Source organism: Metabacillus herbersteinensis, assembly GCF_042433335.1.
GTDB classification, from domain to species: domain Bacteria; phylum Bacillota; class Bacilli; order Bacillales; family Bacillaceae; genus Metabacillus; species Metabacillus herbersteinensis.
Window position 1 is genome coordinate 221,552 of the sequence record NZ_JBHLVO010000002.1, and the last position, 21,574, is coordinate 243,125.

The following is a 21,574-nucleotide window of genomic DNA, read 5'->3' on the forward strand; positions in this document are numbered from 1 at the left end:
AATGTCGTCTGTTTTATCACAATAGGGAGGGGAAAGAAATGATTAGCATGATTGGTCTAATTGGAGGTTTGGCGCTTCTTATTATCCTTACGATGCGAGGGATGAATCTTCTAATTGTCGCACCTTTATCGGCAATGTTTGTTGCTGTATTAAACGGTTTACCTTTATTCCCTCAGTTAGCAGCTGAAGGAGAGGCGAACTTTCTTACGAATTATATGGAAGGCTTTTCGGGATTTATTGCTTCGTGGTATTTAATGTTTTTAATTGGCGCAATATTCGGTAAGCTAATGGAAGATAGTGGATCAGCCGATAGTGTATCTAAGTGGATTACTGGTAAAATTGGAATCAAAAATGCCGCCTTAGCAATTGTTATTGCTTGTGCTGTGTTAACTTACGGTGGAGTTAGCTTGTTCGTAGTAGCTTTCTCGGTTTATCCAATGGCAATCAGCTTATTTAAAGAAGCAAACCTGCCAAGAAGATTTATTCCAGCAGCTCTTGGGTTTGGTTCGACTACATTCACAATGACATCGGCTGGATCACCTGAAATTCAGAACTGGATTCCAATTCAGTATTTAGGTACATCTCCATACGCTGCTTGGGAAGTTAGTATACTTGTTGCGGTATTCATGATGGTTTTTGGCTACTGGTGGTTAAAGCGAATGATTATGAAAGCGGTTAATAAGGGAGAACACTTTATAGCGCGAGAAAATGATCCGGAAAATAATCGAAAAGAATTACCTAACCCTTTCTTGAGTTTAGTTCCGCTATTAGTCGTATTAGTTCTATCATTTATATTTCACGATTCCCTGGCACAATCTGCATTGATTATTGCCCTATTAGGGGGAGTGATCTCAACTTATGTTCTTAATCGAAAATATTTTATCAATTTCTGGGATGCCGTTTCTGCGGGGACAATTGGAGCGCTAATTGCGATTGCTAATACTGCAGCTGTTGTAGGGTTTGGTGGGGTAGCTAAAGCAACTCCAGCATTTTCAGATACAGTTAACCTCGTAACAAGTATTCCAGGAAGCCCTTTAATTGGTGGTGCTATAGCCGTTTGTGTTATTGCGGGCCTTACAGGTTCAGCGTCTGGCGGTCAATCTATTGCGCTACCATTACTTGCGCCACACTATCTTGATATGGGAGTAAATCCTGATGCCTTACACAGAGTCGTTTCAATATCTTCAGGTGGTTTGGACTCACTACCACATGGTGGCTATGTTGTCACGACGATTCGAGCAATAGCTGGTGAAACACACAAAGATGCCTATCCGGCCTTTGGTGCTTTAACCGTTGTTGTTCCTATACTGGGAGTAATTGTGGCGATCATACTATTCTCACTTGGGCTATAAACTAAACTTTTGGTGCCTGTCTTCCTGCGTTTAAGAGCAGTGGGGACAGGCACCATTTATTTTTTTATGAGAAGTAAATATGCTATAACTTAGAAGCGGACAAAAATCAACTTTTCTGATAGGATGTAGAACAGAGAAAGAGATAGGATTGAAGGAGAGAGAAAAGTAGTGAAGGCAACTAAGTGGTTTACAGCCATTTTCTTTTGCATGCTCTTAACAGGGTGTGCTGAATTAGAAAATATTGAGACAACACAAGAAGATACAGAACGGAACCATAATCAAACAGAGGTTATACAATCACAGCTAGCTGAAAGTCTTAAATTAGAACTTATTACAGTGGGAAGAGTAATTGACGGAGATACATTCGAAACTTCGGATGGTAGGAAAGTTCGTTTGGTTGGTGTAAATACTCCTGAGTCCACATCTAAGGTTGAGGAATACGGAAAAAATGCTAGTAATTATACAGTTTCAAAACTAAACGAAAAACAGGTATGGATACAAAAAGATGTATCCGATACAGATAGATATAATCGTTCCTTACGTATTGTTTGGTTGGAAATTCCAACGGATGATATGGATGAAAATGAAATTCGAACCAAAATGTTTAATGCGGATTTAGTACTGAATGGCTATGCTGAACCTTCTTCGTATCCTCCTGATATAAAGTATAGTGATTATTTTGTAAAATTCGCAAGGGAAGCTAGACATGAAAACACTGGACTATGGGCTTTCGGAGAAGAGGGAACAACGAAGGGCGATTTGGATACTAAATTAGTAGATAGTAGCAATAATTCTAGCTCTTCTTCAGATTCAAATAGTGACTCTACTACAACTTCTAGCAAAACATATGTGTTTTACAAAAACTGCACTGCATTACGTGAAGTTTATCCTGATGGCGTCCCATCTTGGCATCCTGCGTACGCTTCTAAACACGATAGAGACAAAGATAATTGGGCTTGTGAACGCTAGGCTGCGTTTAAGTCAACTATTGATATAAGTGCTACATGATCTGCTATAAATAGTTGTAGTTGGAGCGTCGTATGCGATGAAGTCACACGTACGTTGCGAGCAGGGGAAAAAGGGGGAGATAACTTCAAACCCTTACCTATCTGTCATCAAGAAGAAAAAAGACAGAGAGTGTGTTTACACTCTCTAACTCAAATTATGACCCGTTTTTTAGATTCTTTAAAACCACAGGCATTTTCTTTTCCCCTGTTTTTTCCCTGTTTTGACCTTTGTTTTTATTAGTGTAACTTGATCTAAATCTTGCTTCATCCATTCCATCGATAATATTTGTCAATATATACACCTCCTTTCCGACGTTAGTATCCCTTTATTTAAATGATAATAAAATTCAATTTTGAATTTATAAAAAGTTTTTTGAAATAAATTAACGTACAGAACATGAAAATTAAAATCATTTCGCTTTTATGTTTAAAATGAATGGAAAGTAACAAAATAATAAATATAGGATATAGAAGATAAGGAGGTTTACAATGGAGAAAACTGAAATCATGGAGAAAATAAATAAAGTTAAAAACAAAGAATCTGATCACGAAACCTTTTATAAAGTAAGACCACCAGAGGAATTTGGTGATGCAGTGAAACTTTTTTTAAACAATGAGGAAAACACATATAGAGCTGTGGTTTTTGATCCAGATACACTTACTGAATTTTACGAAAAGACTTTAACAGACGAAAATCGTGCCTGTTCATTTATCTCACATACATTAGAAGGAAAAAGGGATGAAGCTGAAATAGAACATGAGTCAAGTCAACCAGAGTATGTCAATATTTACTGGGACGAATGGAAAGAGTAAATAAAAGTCTCGGGTGCGTCGCCTAAATATAGTGTTAGCACCTTTAATTAAAGCTGTAGCCGAAAACGTTGATCCATCAACCCTGTATAAAACTATCCATAAATGATAAAGAACGAACAAACGCCAAACCTATGTGTATCAAGGGTTTGGCGTTAGTGGTTACTTCCTAAAATTAGCTTTATGTTAATTGGCAATGAATATGGTATACATAGAGAAATAATCTAACCCCAACTTTACAGGGGAGCTTTTAATGATCGCCCTCTTACTTTTTGTTTGAGCCAAATAATGAGCAACAAGAGACAAGGAATAATAACCTGTAAAACTGGATGAATATAAACGTTCATAATTTCAAAACCTAACCAACGCTGAACCACGATATTTGGAAAAATAGTCATACTAAACCCTAATATACATATCCCAGCAGGCAGGATAATCCATTTGAGATTTTGAATACTAAATAATGATTGAATCAATAATACGGATGCATAAAAATTGAGCGTCATTTTGAAAAAACCCCCAATAAAGAAGGATATAACTACTAGTGCATCGATACGTAAATTCTCTGCCATTATTAATTCGCGAAGGGGAATGGTGGTAAAGGAGGTTAACTCCACTCCTAGTGTTGTGATCATCATGATTGATGCAATCATTAAAATGGTGCCTGAAATACTAACGGCTATTAGAGACGTTTTAAATATTCCTCTTTTAACATCTACATACTTCCAATAGACAAGAAAGACAATCACCTCACCAAAAGGAAAGCTTACAATTTGAGGAATAGCTGCATGAATAACAGGCATCATACCATTTTCTACTATCGGTTGTAAGCGACTAAATTCCGGTCGGCCCGATAGGATGACCAACACAAAAATTGAAACTAACAAAAAGAGGACGTAAGGAATGAAGATTTCACCTGTTCTCGCTATTACTTCGATTCCTAAAAAAACTGCATACATCATTACAATCAGGGTCACAACAAGGATCGGTGATAGAGGCGTTCCATCTAAAACCAGAAGAACTGTGGTATCCCCAAATTCCCAAAAATTAAACGAAGCATCAACAAAAAAATAAAGAGCATAAAGAAGGACTAAAGAACTCCCGATCCATTTTCCGCATACAGGCACAAAAATATTACCTAAATGTTGGTCTGGGTATGCTTGTTGAATTTGAGTATATATCCAAAGTAATCCCCATCCTACTATCATCGCTATTAAAATAGCAAGCCATGCATCTTGTTTGGCTTCGATCCCTAATGCATATAAAGTAGTACTGCCGATTTCATATAAAATAATAAGCGCTAATAATTGCCCTTTGCTGATTTTAACCATAGGAAGTAGTTCCTTTGTTGGGGAATTTATATATTTAACTATATATTTAGTTTGTATTATAACCTGATAATAGGAACTATATGATTTTCCAATGATTTGGATACGACAACTTCCTTATCGGATTTTACGTAAACATTTCGTAAAGGTAGATTGACTGTGAAAAACTGGAGATGATAATCGTGGTAACAATTGAGGTTTTTTTGAAGTTGGATATCCGTGTTGGTACTGTAACTAAAGCAGACAAGTGATTGATCCAGTCTCAGGAAACGCAGTTCACAATGGAGTACAAGTAGTTATTGAAAAAGTGATGTAAATATAAAAGAACAAGATGCTACAAAAAAACAGCCGTTTCTAATTAGGAAGCAGGCTGTTTTTTGTCGCTCGGGTTTAAGAAAAATATATTCCCCTTATTTCACACCATATTTTTTTAATCGATATTGTAAACTTTGTCGGCTCATTCCTAACGATTTGGCGGCTTTTGAAATATTTGAGTCATGTTGCTTCAAAGCTTTAACTAAGTATGCTTTTTCAGCTTCCTCCATATGTGATTCAAATGATTGAAAGTTGTCGTCTATTTTTTGTTCAACAAGTTGATTTTGACTTGAAGAGAATCCAGTTTCTTTAAAATGTGTCTTTTTTCTAAAGGGAATTGGTAGATGGGAAAACGTAATGGTATCCTCATAATCTAATAGGTTCATTGCGCCTTCAATAATGTGTTCAAGTTCCCTCACATTTCCAGGCCAGTCATATTCAAAAAACAATTCAAGCACATCTGTACTAATCCCTCTTATATTCATCTCAAATAAATCATTGTATTTCTCAATAAATGAGTCAACGAGTAAAGGGATATCCTCTTTTCTTTCTTGAAGAGGGGGAATAAAGATCGAAACAACCCCCAATCGATAATAGAGGTCTTTGCGTAAATTTCCATTTGCAATCGCATCTACTGGATCTTCATTAATTGTAGCAATAATACGGACATCGATTTTTTTATCTTGGATATCTCCAACTCTACGAATCGTTTTCTCTTGAATTGCACGTAAAAGCTTTGCTTGTAAAGCAGGGTTTAACGAGTTGATCTCATCAAGTAAAAGTGTTCCACCATGTGCTTGCTCGAATAAACCAGGTCGCTCAATTGATCCAGTAAAAGCACCTTTTTTCGTACCAAATAACAATCCTTCTATTAAATTGTCTGGAAGTGCTGCGCAATTTTGGCTGATAAATGGTTTGGATGAACGCTGACTTCCGTTATGGATACTTTGAGCGAATAGTTCTTTACCAGTTCCTGTTTCTCCGATGATCAATACTGATGAAGAAGTTCTTGTTGCTCGCTTACTATTTTCAATCACTTCAAAAAGAGCTTCGCTATGACCAATTATGCTATCAAATGTGTACTTGGTATCTCCTTTTAGGAGGATATTTTCACGAATAATCCGTTCAAGCTTTGTAATATCCTTCGCAATTTCTATCGCACCAATTACTTGATTTTCATCATTATAAATAGGAAATGTTTCATTAATAGTCGTTATCTCTTGTCCTTTATTATTAAAATACGTTTGTTTTGTATTTTTTGTAACAGTACCATGGAGAAGTGCTTGTAAGAGCGTACTATCTTTCTCTTCTGGAAACATAAAGACTTCTAGCAAAGACTTATTAATCACATCTGCCTCACACATTTCCTCAATTTCCGTCATTTTCCGATTATAGATCATTGTTTTTCCACTCGTATCTATGGCATGTACACCGACGTCAATAACATCTAATAGTGTTTGATACATAGGTTCGTTATCATGTTTTAGAGCTTTTTTCTGTTTACTCAATGTAAAAGCACCTCTATTCGAACAAGTTAACTTCTAGTGTAGGATATTGAGTAAAAAGGTGCAATGTATTTTTGCACATTTGACTTATTAAAATAAAATAAGTGCAAAATATCCTTGCTTCATCTTGGTTGGATTCCCATAAAAGCTTTATTTAATAGTTGGCATGGATCTTGCTTATATATAGATGTAAACAATTTTAAAAGGGGTTGAATAGTTTGGTCCAATCATATAAACATGAACCATTTTGCGATTTTTCAAATCAGAGGAATCAAAAAGAATTCGAAGCAGCACTACAAAAAGTAGAAACTGAATTAGGGAAGAATTATCCCCTTATTATTGGTGGAGAAAGAATATTTACTGAAGACTCAATTATATCTGTTAATCCTGCAAATAGAGAAGAAGTGGTTGGCCGTGTTTCAAAAGCTACACAAGAGCTTGCTGAAAAAGCGATGAAAGTTGCAGATCGCACATTTCAAACTTGGCGAAAATCTAGGCCGGAAATGCGAGCAGATATTTTATTCAGAGCTTCTGCTATCGTACGTCGTCGGAAGCACGAGTTCTCTGCGATTTTAGTGAAAGAAGCAGGTAAACCTTGGAATGAAGCAGATGCTGATACGGCTGAAGCCATTGACTTTATGGAGTATTACGCTCGTCAAATGCTGAAACTTAAAGATGGTATTCCTGTTGAGAGTCGTTCAATGGAATACAATCGTTTTAATTATATCCCACTCGGAGTTGGGGTCATTATCTCTCCATGGAACTTTGCGTTTGCTATCATGGCTGGTATGACAACTGCAGCATTAGTTACCGGAAATACAGTGTTACTTAAACCCGCAAGTACAACACCTGTGATTGCTGCGAAACTTATGGAAGTATTAGAAGAAGCGGGATTGCCTGCGGGTGTTGTGAATTATATTCCTGGAAGTGGTGCCGAAGTAGGAGACTATTTGGTCGACCATCCACGAACACGTTTTATTAGTTTTACTGGGTCTCGTGATGTTGGATTGCGAATTTATGAGAGAGCATCTAAATTAAGTACTGGTCAAATTTGGTTAAAACGAGTGGTTGCTGAAATGGGTGGAAAAGACACAATCGTCGTGGATAAAGAAGCTGATTTAGAGTTAGCATCGCAATCAATCGTTGCATCAGCCTTTGGTTTCTCAGGACAAAAATGTTCTGCCTGCTCAAGAGCGGTTATTCTAGAAGATGTTTATGATCAAGTGTTAGATCGTGTTGTTGAGTTAACAAGAGAGTTAACAGTGGGAGATCCTTCAAAACAATCGATTAAGATGGGTCCTGTAAATGACCAAGGTGCCTTTGATAAAATCATGAGCTATATTGCGATTGGAAAAGAAGAAGGAAAGTTAATGTTCGGTGGTGAAGGTGAAGACGGAAAAGGCTGGTTTATCCAACCAACAATCTTTGCTGATGTAGATGAAAATGCACGAATAATGAAAGAAGAAATTTTTGGACCTGTTGTTGCGTTTTGTAAAGCAAAAGATTTTAACCATGCTATTGATATTGCAAACAACACAGAATATGGGTTAACAGGAGCTGTGATCACAAATAATCGTGAAAACATAGAGAAGGCTCGTGAAGATTTCCACGTTGGTAATCTTTACTTTAACCGTGGCTGCACAGGAGCAATCGTAGGGTATCAACCATTTGGTGGATTTAATATGTCTGGAACAGACTCTAAAGCCGGAGGACCAGACTACTTATTACTTCATTTGCAAGGAAAAACAACGTCTGAAACGCTTTAAATAAGAAACGGTATATATAGGAGGAATAATAAATGACAACAATGACAGAAGGTCTAATTGAGCAAACAGAAAAGTACGGTGCAAAGAATTATCATCCCCTACCAATTGTCATTTCAAAAGCAGAAGGTGTATGGGTAGAAGATCCTGAAGGGAACAAATACATGGATATGTTAAGTGCATATTCAGCAGTAAATCAAGGACATAGACATCCCAAGATCATCAAAGCCCTAAAAGATCAAGCAGATCGAGTAACTCTTACGTCAAGAGCATTTCATAACGATCAATTAGGTCCATGGTATGAAAAATTAGCAAGGATTACAAAAAAGGAAATGGCACTTCCGATGAACACTGGGGCAGAGGCCGTGGAAACAGCAATTAAAACGGTTAGACGTTGGGGCTATAATGTAAAGGGAATTGCTGAAAATCAAGCAGAGATTATCGCATGTACTGGAAACTTTCATGGCAGAACAATGTCAGCGGTATCACTTTCTTCAGAGACAGAATATAAGAAAGGCTTTGGTCCAATGTTACCGGGAATTAAACTAATTCCCTATGGTGATATCGAGGCATTACGCGTGGCAATTACTCCTAATACTGCGGCATTTTTGTTAGAACCTATTCAAGGTGAGGCAGGAATTGTTATTCCACCAGCTGGTTATCTAAAAGAAGCAGCTCGTTTATGTAAAGAACAAAATGTTTTATTTGTGGCAGATGAGATTCAAGCAGGACTTGGACGATCAGGTAAAATGTTTGCATGTGATTGGGAAAATGTCATACCGGATATGTATATATTAGGGAAAGCACTTGGCGGCGGTGTATTCCCAATATCATGTGTTGTTGCAGACAAAGAGATTTTAGGTGTATTTAATCCTGGATCCCATGGTTCTACTTTTGGAGGAAATCCAATGGCTTGTGCTGTTTCGATCGCTTCGCTTGATGTGCTTGAAGAAGAAAAACTTGCTGAGCGTTCATTGGAACTCGGAAACTATTTCGTTGAACGTTTAAAAGAGATTAATAACCCGATGATCAAGGATATTCGTGGAAGAGGTTTATTTATTGGTGTTGAACTTCATGAAGAGGCGAGACCATATTGTGAAGCATTGAAAGAAACTGGTCTTTTATGTAAAGAAACCCATGATACTGTCATTCGGTTTGCACCACCACTCGTTATCACAAATGAGGAGCTAGATTGGGCAATCGAACGTATTCAACGCGTGTTATCTAACTAATGGTCAAGGGGGCCAATCATGAGTGCAGTTGTTAAAAATGTCCAGGAAGAATCTTTAAATTTATTTACTTCAACTCAGATCGTCATTAAAGAAGCATTAGAAAAACTTGGGTATTCGGATGAACTATTTGAACTATTAAAAGAACCTCTTAGAATGATGACGGTACGAATTCCTGTCAGAATGGATGATGGGTCAACAACAGTATTTACTGGATATCGCGCTCAGCATAATGATTCGGTTGGTCCGACGAAGGGTGGAATTCGCTTCCATCCTGAGGTAGATGAGGAGGAAGTAAAGGCACTTTCTATGTGGATGAGTCTAAAATGCGGCATCGCTGATTTACCATATGGTGGAGGTAAAGGGGGAATCATTTGCGATCCAAGGAAGATGTCCCTAAACGAATTGGAACGACTTAGTCGGGGGTATGTTAGAGCCATTAGTCAGATTGTAGGACCATCAAAAGATATCCCAGCACCTGATGTATACACAAATTCACAAATCATGGCTTGGATGATGGATGAATATAGCCGGTTACGTGAATTCGATTCACCTGGATTTATTACTGGTAAGCCTCTCGTACTCGGGGGATCACATGGTAGAGAAAAAGCGACTGCACTTGGTGTAACCATATGTATTGAAGAGGCAGCTGCAAAAAAGGCAATTCAATTAAAGGGTGCACGCGTCGTCATTCAGGGGTTTGGTAACGCTGGTAGCTTTTTAGCGAAATTCATGCATGATGCAGGAGCAAAAGTAATTGGGGTATCTGATGCTTATGGTGCTTTGTATGATCCAGCTGGATTAGATATCGACTATCTACTTGATAGAAGAGATAGCTTTGGAACAATTACGACACTTTTTGAACATACGATTTCAAATGAACAATTATTAGAACTTGATTGTGAGATCTTAGTTCCTGCGGCAATCTCAAACCAAATCACAGCTCAAAATGCCCATAATATTAAAGCATCAATTGTAGTTGAAGCAGCAAATGGTCCAACAACTTTGGAAGCAACCAAGGTTTTAACAGAACGTGGCGTACTTCTTGTACCCGATGTACTTGCTAGTGCTGGTGGTGTTACCGTTTCTTATTTTGAGTGGGTGCAAAATAATCAAGGTTATTATTGGCCTGAAAAAGAAGTTATTGAAAAACTTAACAAGGTTATCGTTGAATCTTTTAATCAAGTTTATCGTGTTTCACAAGACAGAGACGTCAATATGCGCTTAGCTGCTTATATGGTCGGTGTTCGAAAAATGGCAGAAGCATCACAATTCCGAGGATGGATTTAATTTAATCCAGTGGTTTCATAGAATTTACAAGGGGTGAAGAATGTGATTCAACGATATCATACAATTGAGAGTCCATATGATGGAATAATTGATAAGGTGTACATTAGCGAAAATTGCCATGTCTATGAATGGGAAAATCTTTTCTTAATCAAAACAGCTTCAGGAAAGATAGAGGAAATTTCAGTTGGTGCAAGTGGACACATAACCTCCCTCGAAGTAAACCAAGGGGATCATGTAAAGCGGGATATGTTATTAGCTTCTCTAAAGGATGATTTTAGTATTACAGGGTCTGATTGATTTGAATGTTTACTAGTAAACAGGCTTGGCAAAATCCAAGCCTGTTTTTCTATATTATCATTCCTAATCTAACAAAAAAGAAAGCTATAAAACAATCGCAATTGCTCCACAGTCCTTCCTCCTTCAACCGTTACCTTGATGTTTCCATTTTTTTAGTTCTTCATTCTATAGATCTAGAAATAGATGAGCTCAATAAAAATAGGCTGCCGAGTACTCTCCGGCAGCCTGAGGTAGGGAGATCCTGATGAACCCCTTATAATAAATAAGTTAAAAAATAATATGAGCCATTAAAACAATTATAGGTAATGTAATAATTGTGCGCTGTAGGAAAATGATAACTAATTCAAAGAAATGAACAGGAAGTTTTGAACCTAATAACAGTCCACCTACTTCTGACATATAAATTAATTGTGTGACAGATACACAGCCAATAACAAAGCGGGTTAGTTCGCTTTCAATTGAACTGCCAATAATAGCTGGTAAAAACATATCAGCAAAACCTACAACCATCGTTTGAGAAGCTGCTGCTGCTTCTGGCACCTGCATGAGGGTGAGAATTGGAATAAATGGCATTCCTAGGTACTTAAAGACTGGAGTGAATTCGGCAATGATTAGTGCTACGGTTCCGATTGCCATGACGATCGGAATAACTCCCATCCACATATCTAGTACGTTTTGGATTCCTCCTTTTAAAACAGTCGCATAACTTTTATTTTTCTTGGCTTGTTGAATCGCTTGGTCCATACCCCAAGCAAAAGGTGTCGTGTTTTTTGGTAAATTTTCATCTATCCTTTTTTCAGCATGTTCATAGTAAGTGTCTGGCTTTCTAGATAATGGTGGAATTCTTGGACATATAAATGCTGCTACAAGGCCAGCTATTACGATCGTAAGATAAAATGGTCCAAAGACATTTTGAAGATTTAAGTACGAGATGACGACGATTGTAAAAGTAATCGAAACGACAGAAAAGGTGGTTCCGATAATAACTGCTTCTCTCTTTGTATAATATCCATCTTCATATTGTTTATTGGTTAATAGAACGCCAATCGTACCATCACCTAACCACGATGCTAAACAGTCAATGGATGAACGACCAGGCAATTTAAAGAGTGGTCTCATTACTTTTGTTAACATGGCACCACATAATTCAAGTAGTCCAAAGTCCAGTAACAGCGGTAAAAGTAAACCTGCGAAGAGGAAAACTGAAAATAATACGGGAATTAAGTCATATAGTAACAATCCACCAGTATTTTCAGACCAGATCCAGCTTGGACCCATCTGAAAAAAAGTCATAATAGCAAAGATCATCCCTAGTACTCTTGCGATAAGCCATACGGTAGATACATTAAATAACTTTGTTAGAAAGGGAGACCGTTCAACAAGAGTAGGTTTTGAGAACTTAACAATTAAAGAGATTATTGCTGTCAGAACAATAATACCTGTCACAATATCAGGAAGAACACTTGCGAAATTGGTTTGTACTAATTTTGCTAATATTGCAACAGAAATCGTAATTTCACCATTGAATGGAAAAGGAATGACAAATAGAAGAATACCAATAAAACTAGGAAGGAAAAACTGTAAATATTCTTGCATGCTATACGATCGTTTTGGTACCGGTATCTCTGATTCTTGAATCTTTTTTTGACGAAGCTGGTTTTCCAAAGAATTCACCTCAATTATTTCATTGTTTTCATTTCCAAGTATTTGAAAGCGCTTTCCGATATTGTAAAAAAAATAGGCTCCTCTCTTTTCTTGTTTACAGTAGAAACTTTTTAAATAGACTAATAATTACTGCACAACTACAATTAATGCAACTTTTGTGCCAACATAAAATTAATGAAGTCCTTATTTTATCACACTTAATTAAGGTTTTTCGCAAAGGAATTTTGCACTACATGCAAATAATTCGTATTTGTGCAAAAACCTCAAACCCTTACCTATCTGTGTGGAGAAGGAAGTTCTCCACTATAGGCTAATTTTCTCTATTTTCATTAAATATTTAATACTATATGCTATGATATAAGCAAATTTAGATATTTAAGAGGGATACAATGAATAAATCGGGACAAATAATTCTGGTGTTAATATCGATCTTATTTACCACCTACCAAAAGATTGTGAATCATGAGTCTTTTTTTACGATAGACTTTTTTATATTTACACTTATTGCTTGGCTTGTTGGAAGGCAATATGATAAAGCTCGATACTATGAAAAAAAGGCACGTGCTAGCGAAGAAAGCTATAAGCAATTGATTGATTCATTGCCTGAATCGGTTATTATCCACCGGGATTATAAGATGGTTTATGTAAATAAAGCTACTGTTTCTATGATTGGAGCAGCCAGTAAGGAAGAAATGATCGGTAAATCCATATTTGATTTTATTGATCCTGAGTATGAAGATCGTATACTGGAACGCATAAAGCAGGTAAAGAAAGAGAAACGGCCGTTAAACAGTATCGAACACAGAATAAAACGTTTGGATGGATCGATGTTTTTCTTTGAAGTATCTTCTTTGTATATCGTATTTGGTGAAAAAGAAGCTGTGCTTTCAATTGGAAAGGATATCACTGTTAGAAAAGCACAAACCGATCGTCTGCTCCAAAAGTCTGAAAAACTGGCTCTGTTGGGCCAAATGGCAGCAGGTATTGCCCATGAAATCCGTAATCCTCTAACTTCAATCAAAGGATTTATACAGCTATTGAAGTCCAACGATCTAAAAGAAGAATACTTTGATATTATATTTTCAGAGCTTGAACGGATAAATTCAATCGTAGGGGAATTCCTCGTTCTTGCCAAACCAAGCGCTTCTATTTTTGTCGAACAAGATGTTAAAGTATTGATAAAAGATGTAGTAACCTTAATTAATACCCAGTCAATTTTAAACAATGTTCAGATATTCGTTGAGTTTGACAGTGATTTGCCGATGGTCAGCTGCGAGAGAAACCAGTTAAAGCAGGTTTTTCTAAATCTTCTTAAGAATTCAATCGAAGCCATGCCTAAAGGTGGAAGTATTGATGTTAAGGTTAAGGAAAAAGAAGAAGGTAAGATTTCTATCCAAATTATTGATCAGGGTGTCGGAATTCCGAAAGAACGTATACCTACACTTGGAGAGCCTTTTTATACAACAAAGGAAAAGGGAACTGGTCTGGGACTAATGACCTGCTTTAAAATTATCGAAAGTCATAACGGTAAGTTAACAATTCAAAGTAAATTAAATGAGGGAACCACTATAGAAATTATTTTGCCTACCATCACCCAATCGTTATTGAAGATGGACCGGGTGCGTTAGTGGAAGGTGGAAATGCCTAATTTCAGTACCAATATAAAAGAAAACCATTAAAAAACTCGCCAAAATGGACGGGTTTTTTTGTGTTTTGATATACTTAGAAATTTATATTGAACTCTATAGTAAGAATGCGTATAATTCAACTTATGATAATGATTATCAATGTCGCTGAAAATGGGCGACCTGATATAGAAATAGAAAATAAGAAAAAGGCATCTCGTCCTTTAGTTGCTTCACTTGTTTTCGTACTAAGTCTTGTCAGTCTATTTTTTTCATTAGGAGCTTCGGTGCAAGGGATGACACGTAATCCACTTGCAGAACCTTCTATCCTTGGGGTGACGTCTGGTTCTTCGTTTATGATTGCAATTGCGTGTGCTTTTTTTCCTGGAGTTACTTATTTAGGGATCATGATTATTCTATTGCCGCTTGCGATCTACAAAGCGAGATTCTTGAATGTTCTAAATCTGGGTGACAATGTCGCAACAGGGCTTGGAACAGCTGTCGAAAAGGAACGGAGAATTCTTCTTTTCCTCGCGGTTGCACTTGCTGGTGCATGTGTCTCGGTTGCAGGAGGAATTGCGTTTCTAGGCTTAGTTGCTCCACATTTGGCGAGACGAATTGTTGGACCAAAGCATCAAATTCTGATTCCAACTACTGCACTTATGGGTGCGTTGCTTCTATTAGTCTCAGACACTATTGGGCGGAACTTGCTATCTCCATCTGAAATCCCAGTTGGTATCGTCGTTTCAGCTTTAGGTTCACCATACTTTATTTATCTATTAATCAAATCAAATTAAGAGGTGATTAAATGAATAATTTTTTATCTACAGAAAATTTAGCGATTGGCTACAATGATCGAGAAATTGTTAAAGGTCTAAATTTAGAAATTCCAAAGGGGAAGGTTACGACAATCATCGGCCCTAATGGATGTGGGAAATCAACGATTCTAAAAACATTGGCACGAATATTACAGCCTAAAGCAGGGGTTGTCCATTTAGATGGTAAGATTATTCACTCTCAAACGACAAAAGAAATCGCAAAAAAAATGGCTGTTTTGCCTCAAACACCTGAAGCACCTAGTGGATTAACAGTCTCTGAACTAGTAAGCTACGGCAGATTTCCTCATCAAAGAGGATTTGGAAGATTAACAGAAGAAGATAAGAAAATTGTCAGATGGGCTCTAAAGGTAACAGGATTGAGTGAATTCGAACATCGTCCAATTGATGCATTATCAGGTGGACAAAGACAACGAGTCTGGATTGCGATGGCGTTAGCACAAGAAACGGATTTATTATTACTTGATGAACCTACAACATACCTGGACTTAGCTCATCAGCTTGAAATTCTTCAGCTGCTGCAATCGCTAAATAAGGAGCAGGGACGAACGGTTGCGATGGTGATTCATGACTTGAATCATGCTGCCCGTTTTGCCGATTACATGGTTGCGGTTCGTGATGGAGCGATTGTTAAGGAAGGAACCCCTTACGAAGTCATGACAAGGGACGTCTTGCATGAAGTATTTCGAATTGATGCAGAAATTGTCACCGATCCTCGTACAGGTAAGCCGGTTTGTCTGACATATGACTTAGAGAATACAAAGCAACTCAAAGAAGCTAAATTGGTGTTAGTTTAGAAGAATCAATGAAAAAAGGTAAACGGGAGTGATCCTGTTTACCTTTTTTTTGTTAAAATTTGGCTCATAAAAAACCAAAAAACAGGTTTCAATAAAGTGAAATAGAAGTGGGTTTTTCTAAGTATGTAGGACTCTTGCTTGGCTGCTCAATAAAATAACCTTGTGCTAAATGGATACCGATTGATTGAAGATAATCATATTCCTCTTTTTCTTCTATTCCTTTAGCTATCACTTTAATGTTTAAGGCTTTTGCTAGTAAAATACATTGCTCTAAAAAACGTTGGTTTTCTGGATTTATGTGACAGTTCTGAATGTAGTTACTGTTGATTTTGATGATGTTAGGTTGAAGTTTGCTAAGAACATCCATTGTGGCATACTTTGGCCCAACATCGTCCAATGCTACGATCATTCCACATTCACGATAAGACTGCAACAAAGAGCTCAGTTGCAGGAGTTCTGTAACTTTTTCAGTATCCACTACTTCAATCACTACATCATTTGGGGCTATATTATTATTTTTTAGTAACTTCAAGGTATGTTTTAAGCCAAATTCAGAGTTTGTAATGGTAGCAGGGGAGAAGTTGATAAAGGTTTTAATGCCTGCTGGAATTCTGTTAATTCTTGCATTTATTGCTTCCGTACGAGCCCGTTTATCAAGTATGTAATGTAGATCTGTTTTTTTTGCCACTTCAAATAATTGACTCGGTAAAATAGTTTGATTTTCAATGTGTAATAAAGATACATAACCATACACTTCTTTGTTTTTTAGATCAATAATAGGTTGTAGAAAACTGATGAGCGGTGCGTTAATAATCATATCGATAATTTCTTCATGGAAGGTGTGTTCATAAATCGTGTTAAGAGAGCATAGCTCATGGAGTGAGGGGATGTCACATTTATGAAGACACCCTTCGAAGCAGTGGAATTCTAGGAGTTCACTATGTAAATAGGATAGAAGTTCTTTCAACTGAGCTTTATTTTCATAATAAGTCCGATAATGATTCGTAGAAATTGCAGAAAAATGTAAGTTGTTTAGAACCTCTATCATTCTGTTTCCTGCATCACAGCTGGTAATAAAAATAGATAAGTAGCCTTTATTTTCTATTTTTAACGGTTGAAAACAAGACTTGTATGAGTGATTCATCATATCCCTCATTTCTTTTTTATTGGCGCTGTATGACCATGGTAGTGAGATGCAGTTTTAAATCATATAATAATATAAATGTTAACAGCTCTTGTAAATTTACGCAACATTTACAATTTTCACGCTTTGTATAAGTGTGTTTTTTTGAAGCTTTGTTGGAATTCGATTTCTTTTGACCAAAAGTAGGGAAATATGGTGTACAATGAAATTTTTTTTATACGTTTGCTTTGTTGTTCATTCGGTTATGCATTAAATTTACCATATGATGAGAAAATAGAAAGTGAATTGCTTTAAAATTTAATCTCACTTACATACGGATAGACAAGTAATGTGCTCATAATGCGAACATTTTAGGAGGGTTTTCTATTAAAAAAATAGCTGTTTTAACAAGTGGTGGAGATTCACCTGGAATGAATGCTGCAGTTCGCGCGGTTGTGAGAAAAGGAATTTTTCATGAGATGGATGTATACGGTGTTTATCAAGGATATGCCGGGTTAATGGAAGGAAATATGAAAAAATTAGAGCTTGGTTCTGTAGGTGATATTATTCATCGAGGTGGCACAATCCTCTACACAGCAAGATCTGAAGAGTTTAAAACAGACGAAGGACAAAACAAGGCGCTCACCCATCTACGTAACAATGGAATAGAAGGGCTTGTTGTCATTGGGGGAGACGGCTCGTATCGCGGTGCAGGCAAGTTAACGGAAAAAGGATTTCCTTGTATCGGTCTTCCTGGCACGATTGACAATGACATCCCTGGTACCGATTTTACAATCGGCTTTGATACAGCATTAAATACAGTAGTGAGCGCTATTGATAAAATTCGAGACACAGCTACATCTCATGATCGAACGTTTATTATAGAAGTGATGGGCCGTCATGCAGGAGATATTGCCCTATGGTCTGGTCTTGCTGGTGGTGCGGAAACCATTTTGATTCCTGAACGAAAGCATGACTTAAGTGATGTGATGGTTCGCTTAAAAAAGGGAATTGAAAGAGGAAAAAAGCATTCAATTATCGTGCTTGCAGAAGGTGTCGGGAGTGCGGATGAATTAGCAAGTAAGTTAAAAGATCAATTTAGCTTAGAAACGCGCATCTCGGTGTTAGGTCACATTCAAAGAGGAGGAACTCCAACAGGTCTGGATCGTGTTTTAGCTTCAAGACTTGGAGCCAGAGCCGTTGAACTTTTATTTGATGGCAAAGGTGGTCGAGCAGTAGGTATGCAAAATCAGAAAATTATTGATCACGACATTATTGAAATTTTAAAACACAAAGACCAAGTTGTTGAGGGACTTTATACGTTGTCACAGCAATTGTCAATATAAAGACTAAAGGGGTAACTCAATGGCTGAGTTACCCCTTTAACGCGAATTTCTATCTCGAATTGAGCAATACGGTTGTATTTGAGGAACTATAAACATATTTTTCGAGGTAGGAATTCTTCTATGATGCTTTTTTCGTTTGAAAATAAATAATTACGATTCGGAGCATAAAACCTACAGCTAGTCCTGGTAGTAACGATAACATAGGAAAAAAAACAGGACCGAGTAACACATTGAATAGTTTAATTTTCGAGGAGAGCATCAACCCAACTGTGACAAAATAAGCTCCAAACACGAAAGGCAGAAATGCGTAATCATGAGTTTTTCCTTGACCAAATTTATAGGCATCATACATTGCGTACATATATACACATGGATAAAACATTAGCCATTCATAATCGAGGACTTTCATTGCATTAAGGATGTCACCATTAAAGCTATACATAATAGAAGTGTTAAACTGACTGAATACATTAATTAGAAATTCCAGTATGATAAAAACGATACCCTTTACGATCTGGCCATTAAGTAGTTGACCAAAACCAGGTAAAGCAATGCTCCATAATACTGCTTCAAGTTTTGTTGTTTTCACAATTGACCAATTCCATTTCTCTACTTATGTCTTTAAGTGGCTTTTGTTATTTTCTGTCATCATCATCGAATTCATACAAAGAATTTTTTTAAAAAGGAAAATTGTATAGAAACAAAAACCTTTTGACCATCCTATACAGATAGAATATAAAAACATTTACATACCATTAGAGTAGAATTCATAGGGGATAGGGGAGCGTACAGTGGATATTTACAGTGATCTTAAGCAAGGTGAACGTGGAGCATGGCTAAGTATTGGTGCTTATCTAATACTCTCAAGCTTAAAGCTAACAGTTGGATACATGTATTCCTCTCAAGCTCTTCTAGCCGATGGGCTTAACAACAGTACAGACGTCGTTGCTTCTGTAGCGGTGTTACTAGGCTTAAAAATATCTCAAAAACCACCAGATCATGATCATCCATATGGACATTTACGTGCAGAGACAATTTCAGCACTCGTCGCTTCTTTTATTATCATGACAGTTGGAGTACAGGTCTTATTCGAAGGCTTCAAATCAATCCTAGAAACGAAGGAAGAGTCACCAAACATCATTACTGCATGGGTTGCGCTGGCCTCTGCAATTGTCATGCTAGGTGTCCATCTTTACAATCGACGGTTAGCAAAAAAAACCAATAGCAAAGCATTGTTTGCCGCATCCCAAGATAATCGTTCAGACGCCTTTATAAGTTTAGGGGCATTTATCGGAATTCTGGCGTCACAATTTGGATTTGCATGGGTTGATACAGTCACAGCCATTACAATTGGTCTAATCATTTGTAAAACAGCATGGGATATTTTCAAAGATGCAACCCATTCCTTAACAGATGGCTTTGATATGAAGATACTAAAAGAGTTTCAAGAAACCATAGAAACAACCCCTGGTGTAGAAACACTAAAGGATATAAAAGCGAGGTATCTAGGAAGCTCTGTTTTAGTTGACGTCGTGATTGAAGTTGACTCAGGGTTAAGTGTCACTGATAGTCATGACATTACCGATCAAGTGGAGGAAAGAATGAAAAGTGAGCACAATATCTCACATGTGCATGTTCATATTGAGCCAGTATAGAAATATAAAATAGAAAAAGAGGCAAATTCAACGATTATATTCGCTGAGTTTGCCTCTTTTGGCTAACTATCTTTTTTTATATTAAGAACTCTTAATCCGTTCATTTTTTACTTGCTTGAAGAAAAAGAGTTTTTAAACAACTGGGATAATGATTAACGTTAATAATGTAGAAGATGTTAATCCTCCAATAACTGTGATTGCTAAACCTTTTGAGATAAGTGTTCCAGATGATGTGGTCAATGCTAAAGGAATTAATGCTGCAATTGTCGCTAATGCCGTCATCAAAATTGGACGTAATCTTGTTTTACCAGCCTCAATTAGTGACTCCCGTATGGCCATTCCTTTTTGCTCACGGTTCTGGCCAATTCGGGTCAACAAGCACAATTGCATTAGTCGTGACAATTCCAATTAACATAAGCAATCCAATCATTACACTAACACTCATTGGCTCCCCAGATAATAAACAAAGTATGAGCATTAATTCATTTATAGTCGTGTATCTTCATACAGATATTGTATCGAAATATGGCTAAAGATCTTCGTAATAAAAACAAGGTGAAGCGTACAAAAAAAGAGAATATAACAGTAAGAGCATATAATCATGCTAAATTCTTTTATACTTCATACGTTATACAAAGGGGGAATGTTTTGTGGCGGAGAGAGACCAAGTCCAGAGAATTAAGGATATTTCTGAGGATATTGTTCGGAAAGTATTAAGAGATGATTACATTGAAAGTCAACAAGATATGAAAAAGACGATAGAACTACTTGCCAGGTCAGTTTATGATTTTTCGGTTATTCACTTAGACCCAGCTTGTAATAAGGAAGAAACACTAAAAGGAACACTATCAAAGGTGAAGATATCTCATAATACGGTATCTAAAATAAATAAACAGCAAGTTTTGCCGAACACTTAATTGTGTTCTTTTTTTATATCACCAGAATTTATATAATTCTAAGACACAGTAAGCGTTTCGCAAGTCCAGCTCCAGGCGCCATCGGCTCGATGTCATAAGCCAATCCGTCCAAAAGGTTAAAGAACAACCTTCCAGCCGGCTCGTCTTATGCTTGTCGCCGATAAGCGGGCGCCTTGCGCTTTTCTTATTTTTTAGGAAATTATAAAATTCTTGTACTATGGATAACGTTTCTGCATCCAGCTCAAGCGACTAGCCCCTCGAGGTCATAAGTCAATTCTAAACTGAAGGCAAAGAACGCCTTCTATTTAGAATCGCCTTATGCTATGCCTAAGGCTGTTCAAGGCGCTTGCGCTTTTGTTCTTATATAGGATTATATAACCAAAACGCAAACACACGTTCCGTTTTGTGAGCTTTTTATGATATACTAGACATGCAGTCGTAAGTTCTAAAAAGTGATGATCGGATACTCCCGTAGCGAAAGGGGGTGGAGCATTGCTGTCAGTTTTTGAAAGTTTTATTATTATGTTTACGTTTGCGTCGTTAGTAATCGCGATTTTGACTTTTAATCAAAAAAAATAGTCCTTCACTATACAAGGACTAAGTCGAATTCTTATTTAACAATCGATTTCACTTTGAATGGAACGGCTGTTGGCTGTGGATGCGGCAACATCCACGGTCGTTAACCACTATTATTATACCATAACAAGAATATTT

General features: G+C 37.1%; 18 protein-coding genes and 3 pseudogenes. 14 read left to right on the plus strand and 7 right to left on the minus strand.

The window, feature by feature from the left end; all coding sequences use genetic code 11:
* Nucleotides 1-38 precede the first annotated feature (38 nt).
* Together ACFFIX_RS04100 and ACFFIX_RS04105 are read left to right on the plus strand one after the other, a co-directional pair.
* Nucleotides 39-1,352: a GntP family permease gene (locus ACFFIX_RS04100; protein ID WP_378930804.1), complete on the plus strand. Its 1,314-nt coding sequence runs from the start codon at nt 39-41 to the stop codon at nt 1,350-1,352.
* A 168-nt stretch (nt 1,353-1,520) separates the two neighbouring features.
* Nucleotides 1,521-2,321 (plus strand): thermonuclease family protein, encoded by an 801-nt coding sequence (locus tag ACFFIX_RS04105; protein WP_378930806.1) that lies wholly within the window; start codon nt 1,521-1,523, stop codon nt 2,319-2,321.
* Nucleotides 2,322-2,514: 193 nt separating this feature from the next.
* Here ACFFIX_RS04105 and ACFFIX_RS04110 read toward each other — a convergent pair whose 3' ends face one another.
* A complete protein-coding gene (locus ACFFIX_RS04110; RefSeq protein WP_378930808.1) occupies nt 2,515-2,652 on the minus strand; it encodes a hypothetical protein in 138 nt (45 codons plus the stop codon).
* Between the two features lie 196 nt (nt 2,653-2,848).
* Here ACFFIX_RS04110 and ACFFIX_RS04115 point away from each other — a divergent pair, with 196 nt between their 5' ends.
* A complete protein-coding gene (locus ACFFIX_RS04115; protein WP_378930811.1) occupies nt 2,849-3,172 on the plus strand; it encodes a hypothetical protein in 324 nt (107 codons plus the stop codon).
* A 233-nt stretch (nt 3,173-3,405) separates the two neighbouring features.
* Here ACFFIX_RS04115 and ACFFIX_RS04120 read toward each other — a convergent pair whose 3' ends face one another.
* Both ACFFIX_RS04120 and ACFFIX_RS04125 read right to left on the minus strand, forming a co-directional pair.
* A complete protein-coding gene (locus tag ACFFIX_RS04120; protein ID WP_378930813.1) occupies nt 3,406-4,500 on the minus strand; it encodes a GerAB/ArcD/ProY family transporter in 1,095 nt (364 codons plus the stop codon).
* Between the two features lie 407 nt (nt 4,501-4,907).
* A complete protein-coding gene (locus ACFFIX_RS04125) occupies nt 4,908-6,278 on the minus strand; it encodes a sigma-54 interaction domain-containing protein (protein WP_378931164.1) in 1,371 nt (456 codons plus the stop codon).
* 257 nt (nt 6,279-6,535) lie between these two features.
* On the opposite strand from ACFFIX_RS04125, the gene pruA reads away from it, so the two are divergent.
* The 4 genes from pruA to ACFFIX_RS04145 are packed head-to-tail and all read left to right on the plus strand — an operon-like array spanning nt 6,536 to nt 10,896.
* Nucleotides 6,536-8,083 carry an L-glutamate gamma-semialdehyde dehydrogenase gene (gene pruA, locus ACFFIX_RS04130; protein WP_378930815.1) on the plus strand — a complete coding sequence of 516 codons (1,548 nt, stop codon included), beginning with the start codon at nt 6,536-6,538 and terminating at the stop codon, nt 8,081-8,083.
* A gap of 32 nt (nt 8,084-8,115) precedes the next feature.
* A complete protein-coding gene (locus tag ACFFIX_RS04135; protein WP_378930817.1) occupies nt 8,116-9,312 on the plus strand; it encodes an ornithine--oxo-acid transaminase in 1,197 nt (398 codons plus the stop codon).
* A gap of 18 nt (nt 9,313-9,330) precedes the next feature.
* Nucleotides 9,331-10,599 carry a Glu/Leu/Phe/Val family dehydrogenase gene (locus ACFFIX_RS04140; RefSeq protein ID WP_378930819.1) on the plus strand — a complete coding sequence of 423 codons (1,269 nt, stop codon included), beginning with the start codon at nt 9,331-9,333 and terminating at the stop codon, nt 10,597-10,599.
* A 42-nt stretch (nt 10,600-10,641) separates the two neighbouring features.
* Complete coding sequence (locus ACFFIX_RS04145) at nt 10,642-10,896, plus strand: biotin/lipoyl attachment domain-containing protein (RefSeq protein WP_378930821.1); 255 nt, start codon at nt 10,642-10,644, stop codon at nt 10,894-10,896.
* A gap of 267 nt (nt 10,897-11,163) precedes the next feature.
* On the opposite strand, the gene ACFFIX_RS04150 is transcribed toward ACFFIX_RS04145, so the two are convergent.
* A complete protein-coding gene (locus tag ACFFIX_RS04150; RefSeq protein ID WP_378931165.1) occupies nt 11,164-12,492 on the minus strand; it encodes a YjiH family protein in 1,329 nt (442 codons plus the stop codon).
* Nucleotides 12,493-12,950: 458 nt separating this feature from the next.
* On the opposite strand from ACFFIX_RS04150, the gene ACFFIX_RS04155 reads away from it, so the two are divergent.
* The 4 genes and pseudogenes from ACFFIX_RS04155 (at nt 12,951) to ACFFIX_RS04170 (ending at nt 15,819) form a co-directional block, all read left to right on the plus strand.
* On the plus strand, nt 12,951-14,189 hold the full coding sequence (locus ACFFIX_RS04155) for an ATP-binding protein (RefSeq protein WP_378930823.1): 1,239 nt from the start codon (nt 12,951-12,953) through the stop codon (nt 14,187-14,189).
* Nucleotides 14,190-14,338: 149 nt separating this feature from the next.
* Nucleotides 14,339-14,560 (plus strand): annotated as a pseudogene (locus tag ACFFIX_RS04160) (iron chelate uptake ABC transporter family permease subunit); the annotation flags it as partial.
* 33 nt (nt 14,561-14,593) lie between these two features.
* Nucleotides 14,594-14,983: pseudogene (locus tag ACFFIX_RS04165) on the plus strand (FecCD family ABC transporter permease); the annotation flags it as partial.
* Nucleotides 14,984-14,994: 11 nt separating this feature from the next.
* Nucleotides 14,995-15,819 (plus strand): ABC transporter ATP-binding protein, encoded by an 825-nt coding sequence (locus ACFFIX_RS04170; RefSeq protein WP_378930825.1) that lies wholly within the window; start codon nt 14,995-14,997, stop codon nt 15,817-15,819.
* Between the two features lie 88 nt (nt 15,820-15,907).
* Here ACFFIX_RS04170 and ACFFIX_RS04175 read toward each other — a convergent pair whose 3' ends face one another.
* Nucleotides 15,908-16,963 (minus strand): EAL domain-containing protein, encoded by a 1,056-nt coding sequence (locus ACFFIX_RS04175; RefSeq protein WP_378930827.1) that lies wholly within the window; start codon nt 16,961-16,963, stop codon nt 15,908-15,910.
* Nucleotides 16,964-17,328: 365 nt separating this feature from the next.
* Here ACFFIX_RS04175 and pfkA point away from each other — a divergent pair, with 365 nt between their 5' ends.
* Nucleotides 17,329-18,288, plus strand: a complete 960-nt coding sequence (gene pfkA, locus ACFFIX_RS04180; protein WP_378931167.1) for a 6-phosphofructokinase — start codon at nt 17,329-17,331, stop codon at nt 18,286-18,288.
* Between the two features lie 118 nt (nt 18,289-18,406).
* Here the strand turns inward: pfkA and ACFFIX_RS04185 are convergent, their stop codons facing one another.
* Entirely contained in the window at nt 18,407-18,877 is a 471-nt protein-coding gene (locus ACFFIX_RS04185) for a hypothetical protein (protein WP_378930829.1), read from the minus strand.
* 202 nt (nt 18,878-19,079) lie between these two features.
* On the opposite strand from ACFFIX_RS04185, the gene ACFFIX_RS04190 reads away from it, so the two are divergent.
* Nucleotides 19,080-19,943 carry a cation diffusion facilitator family transporter gene (locus ACFFIX_RS04190; protein ID WP_378930832.1) on the plus strand — a complete coding sequence of 288 codons (864 nt, stop codon included), beginning with the start codon at nt 19,080-19,082 and terminating at the stop codon, nt 19,941-19,943.
* A 132-nt stretch (nt 19,944-20,075) separates the two neighbouring features.
* On the opposite strand, the pseudogene ACFFIX_RS04195 reads toward ACFFIX_RS04190, so the two are convergent.
* A pseudogene (locus ACFFIX_RS04195) lies at nt 20,076-20,397 on the minus strand (efflux RND transporter permease subunit); the annotation flags it as partial.
* Between the two features lie 196 nt (nt 20,398-20,593).
* On the opposite strand from ACFFIX_RS04195, the gene ACFFIX_RS04200 reads away from it, so the two are divergent.
* On the plus strand, nt 20,594-20,860 hold the full coding sequence (locus ACFFIX_RS04200) for a hypothetical protein (RefSeq protein ID WP_378930834.1): 267 nt from the start codon (nt 20,594-20,596) through the stop codon (nt 20,858-20,860).
* The last annotated feature ends 714 nt before the right edge of the window (nt 20,861-21,574 follow it).

Excerpts from the sequence above, each read along its gene's own strand:
- ACFFIX_RS04100 (WP_378930804.1), top strand. The coding sequence starts at position 39 with ATGATTAGCATGATTGGTCTAATTGGAGGTTTGGCGCTTCTTATTATC.
- ACFFIX_RS04115 (WP_378930811.1), top strand. The coding sequence starts at position 2,849 with ATGGAGAAAACTGAAATCATGGAGAAAATAAATAAAGTTAAAAACAAA.
- ACFFIX_RS04120 (WP_378930813.1), bottom strand. The coding sequence starts at position 4,500 with ATGGTTAAAATCAGCAAAGGGCAATTATTAGCGCTTATTATTTTATAT.
- ACFFIX_RS04125 (WP_378931164.1), bottom strand. The coding sequence starts at position 6,278 with ATGTATCAAACACTATTAGATGTTATTGACGTCGGTGTACATGCCATA.
- ACFFIX_RS04135 (WP_378930817.1), top strand. The coding sequence starts at position 8,116 with ATGACAACAATGACAGAAGGTCTAATTGAGCAAACAGAAAAGTACGGT.
- ACFFIX_RS04140 (WP_378930819.1), top strand. The coding sequence starts at position 9,331 with ATGAGTGCAGTTGTTAAAAATGTCCAGGAAGAATCTTTAAATTTATTT.
- ACFFIX_RS04150 (WP_378931165.1), bottom strand. The coding sequence starts at position 12,492 with ATGCAAGAATATTTACAGTTTTTCCTTCCTAGTTTTATTGGTATTCTT.
- ACFFIX_RS04155 (WP_378930823.1), top strand. The coding sequence starts at position 12,951 with ATGAATAAATCGGGACAAATAATTCTGGTGTTAATATCGATCTTATTT.
- ACFFIX_RS04170 (WP_378930825.1), top strand. The coding sequence starts at position 14,995 with ATGAATAATTTTTTATCTACAGAAAATTTAGCGATTGGCTACAATGAT.
- ACFFIX_RS04175 (WP_378930827.1), bottom strand. The coding sequence starts at position 16,963 with ATGAATCACTCATACAAGTCTTGTTTTCAACCGTTAAAAATAGAAAAT.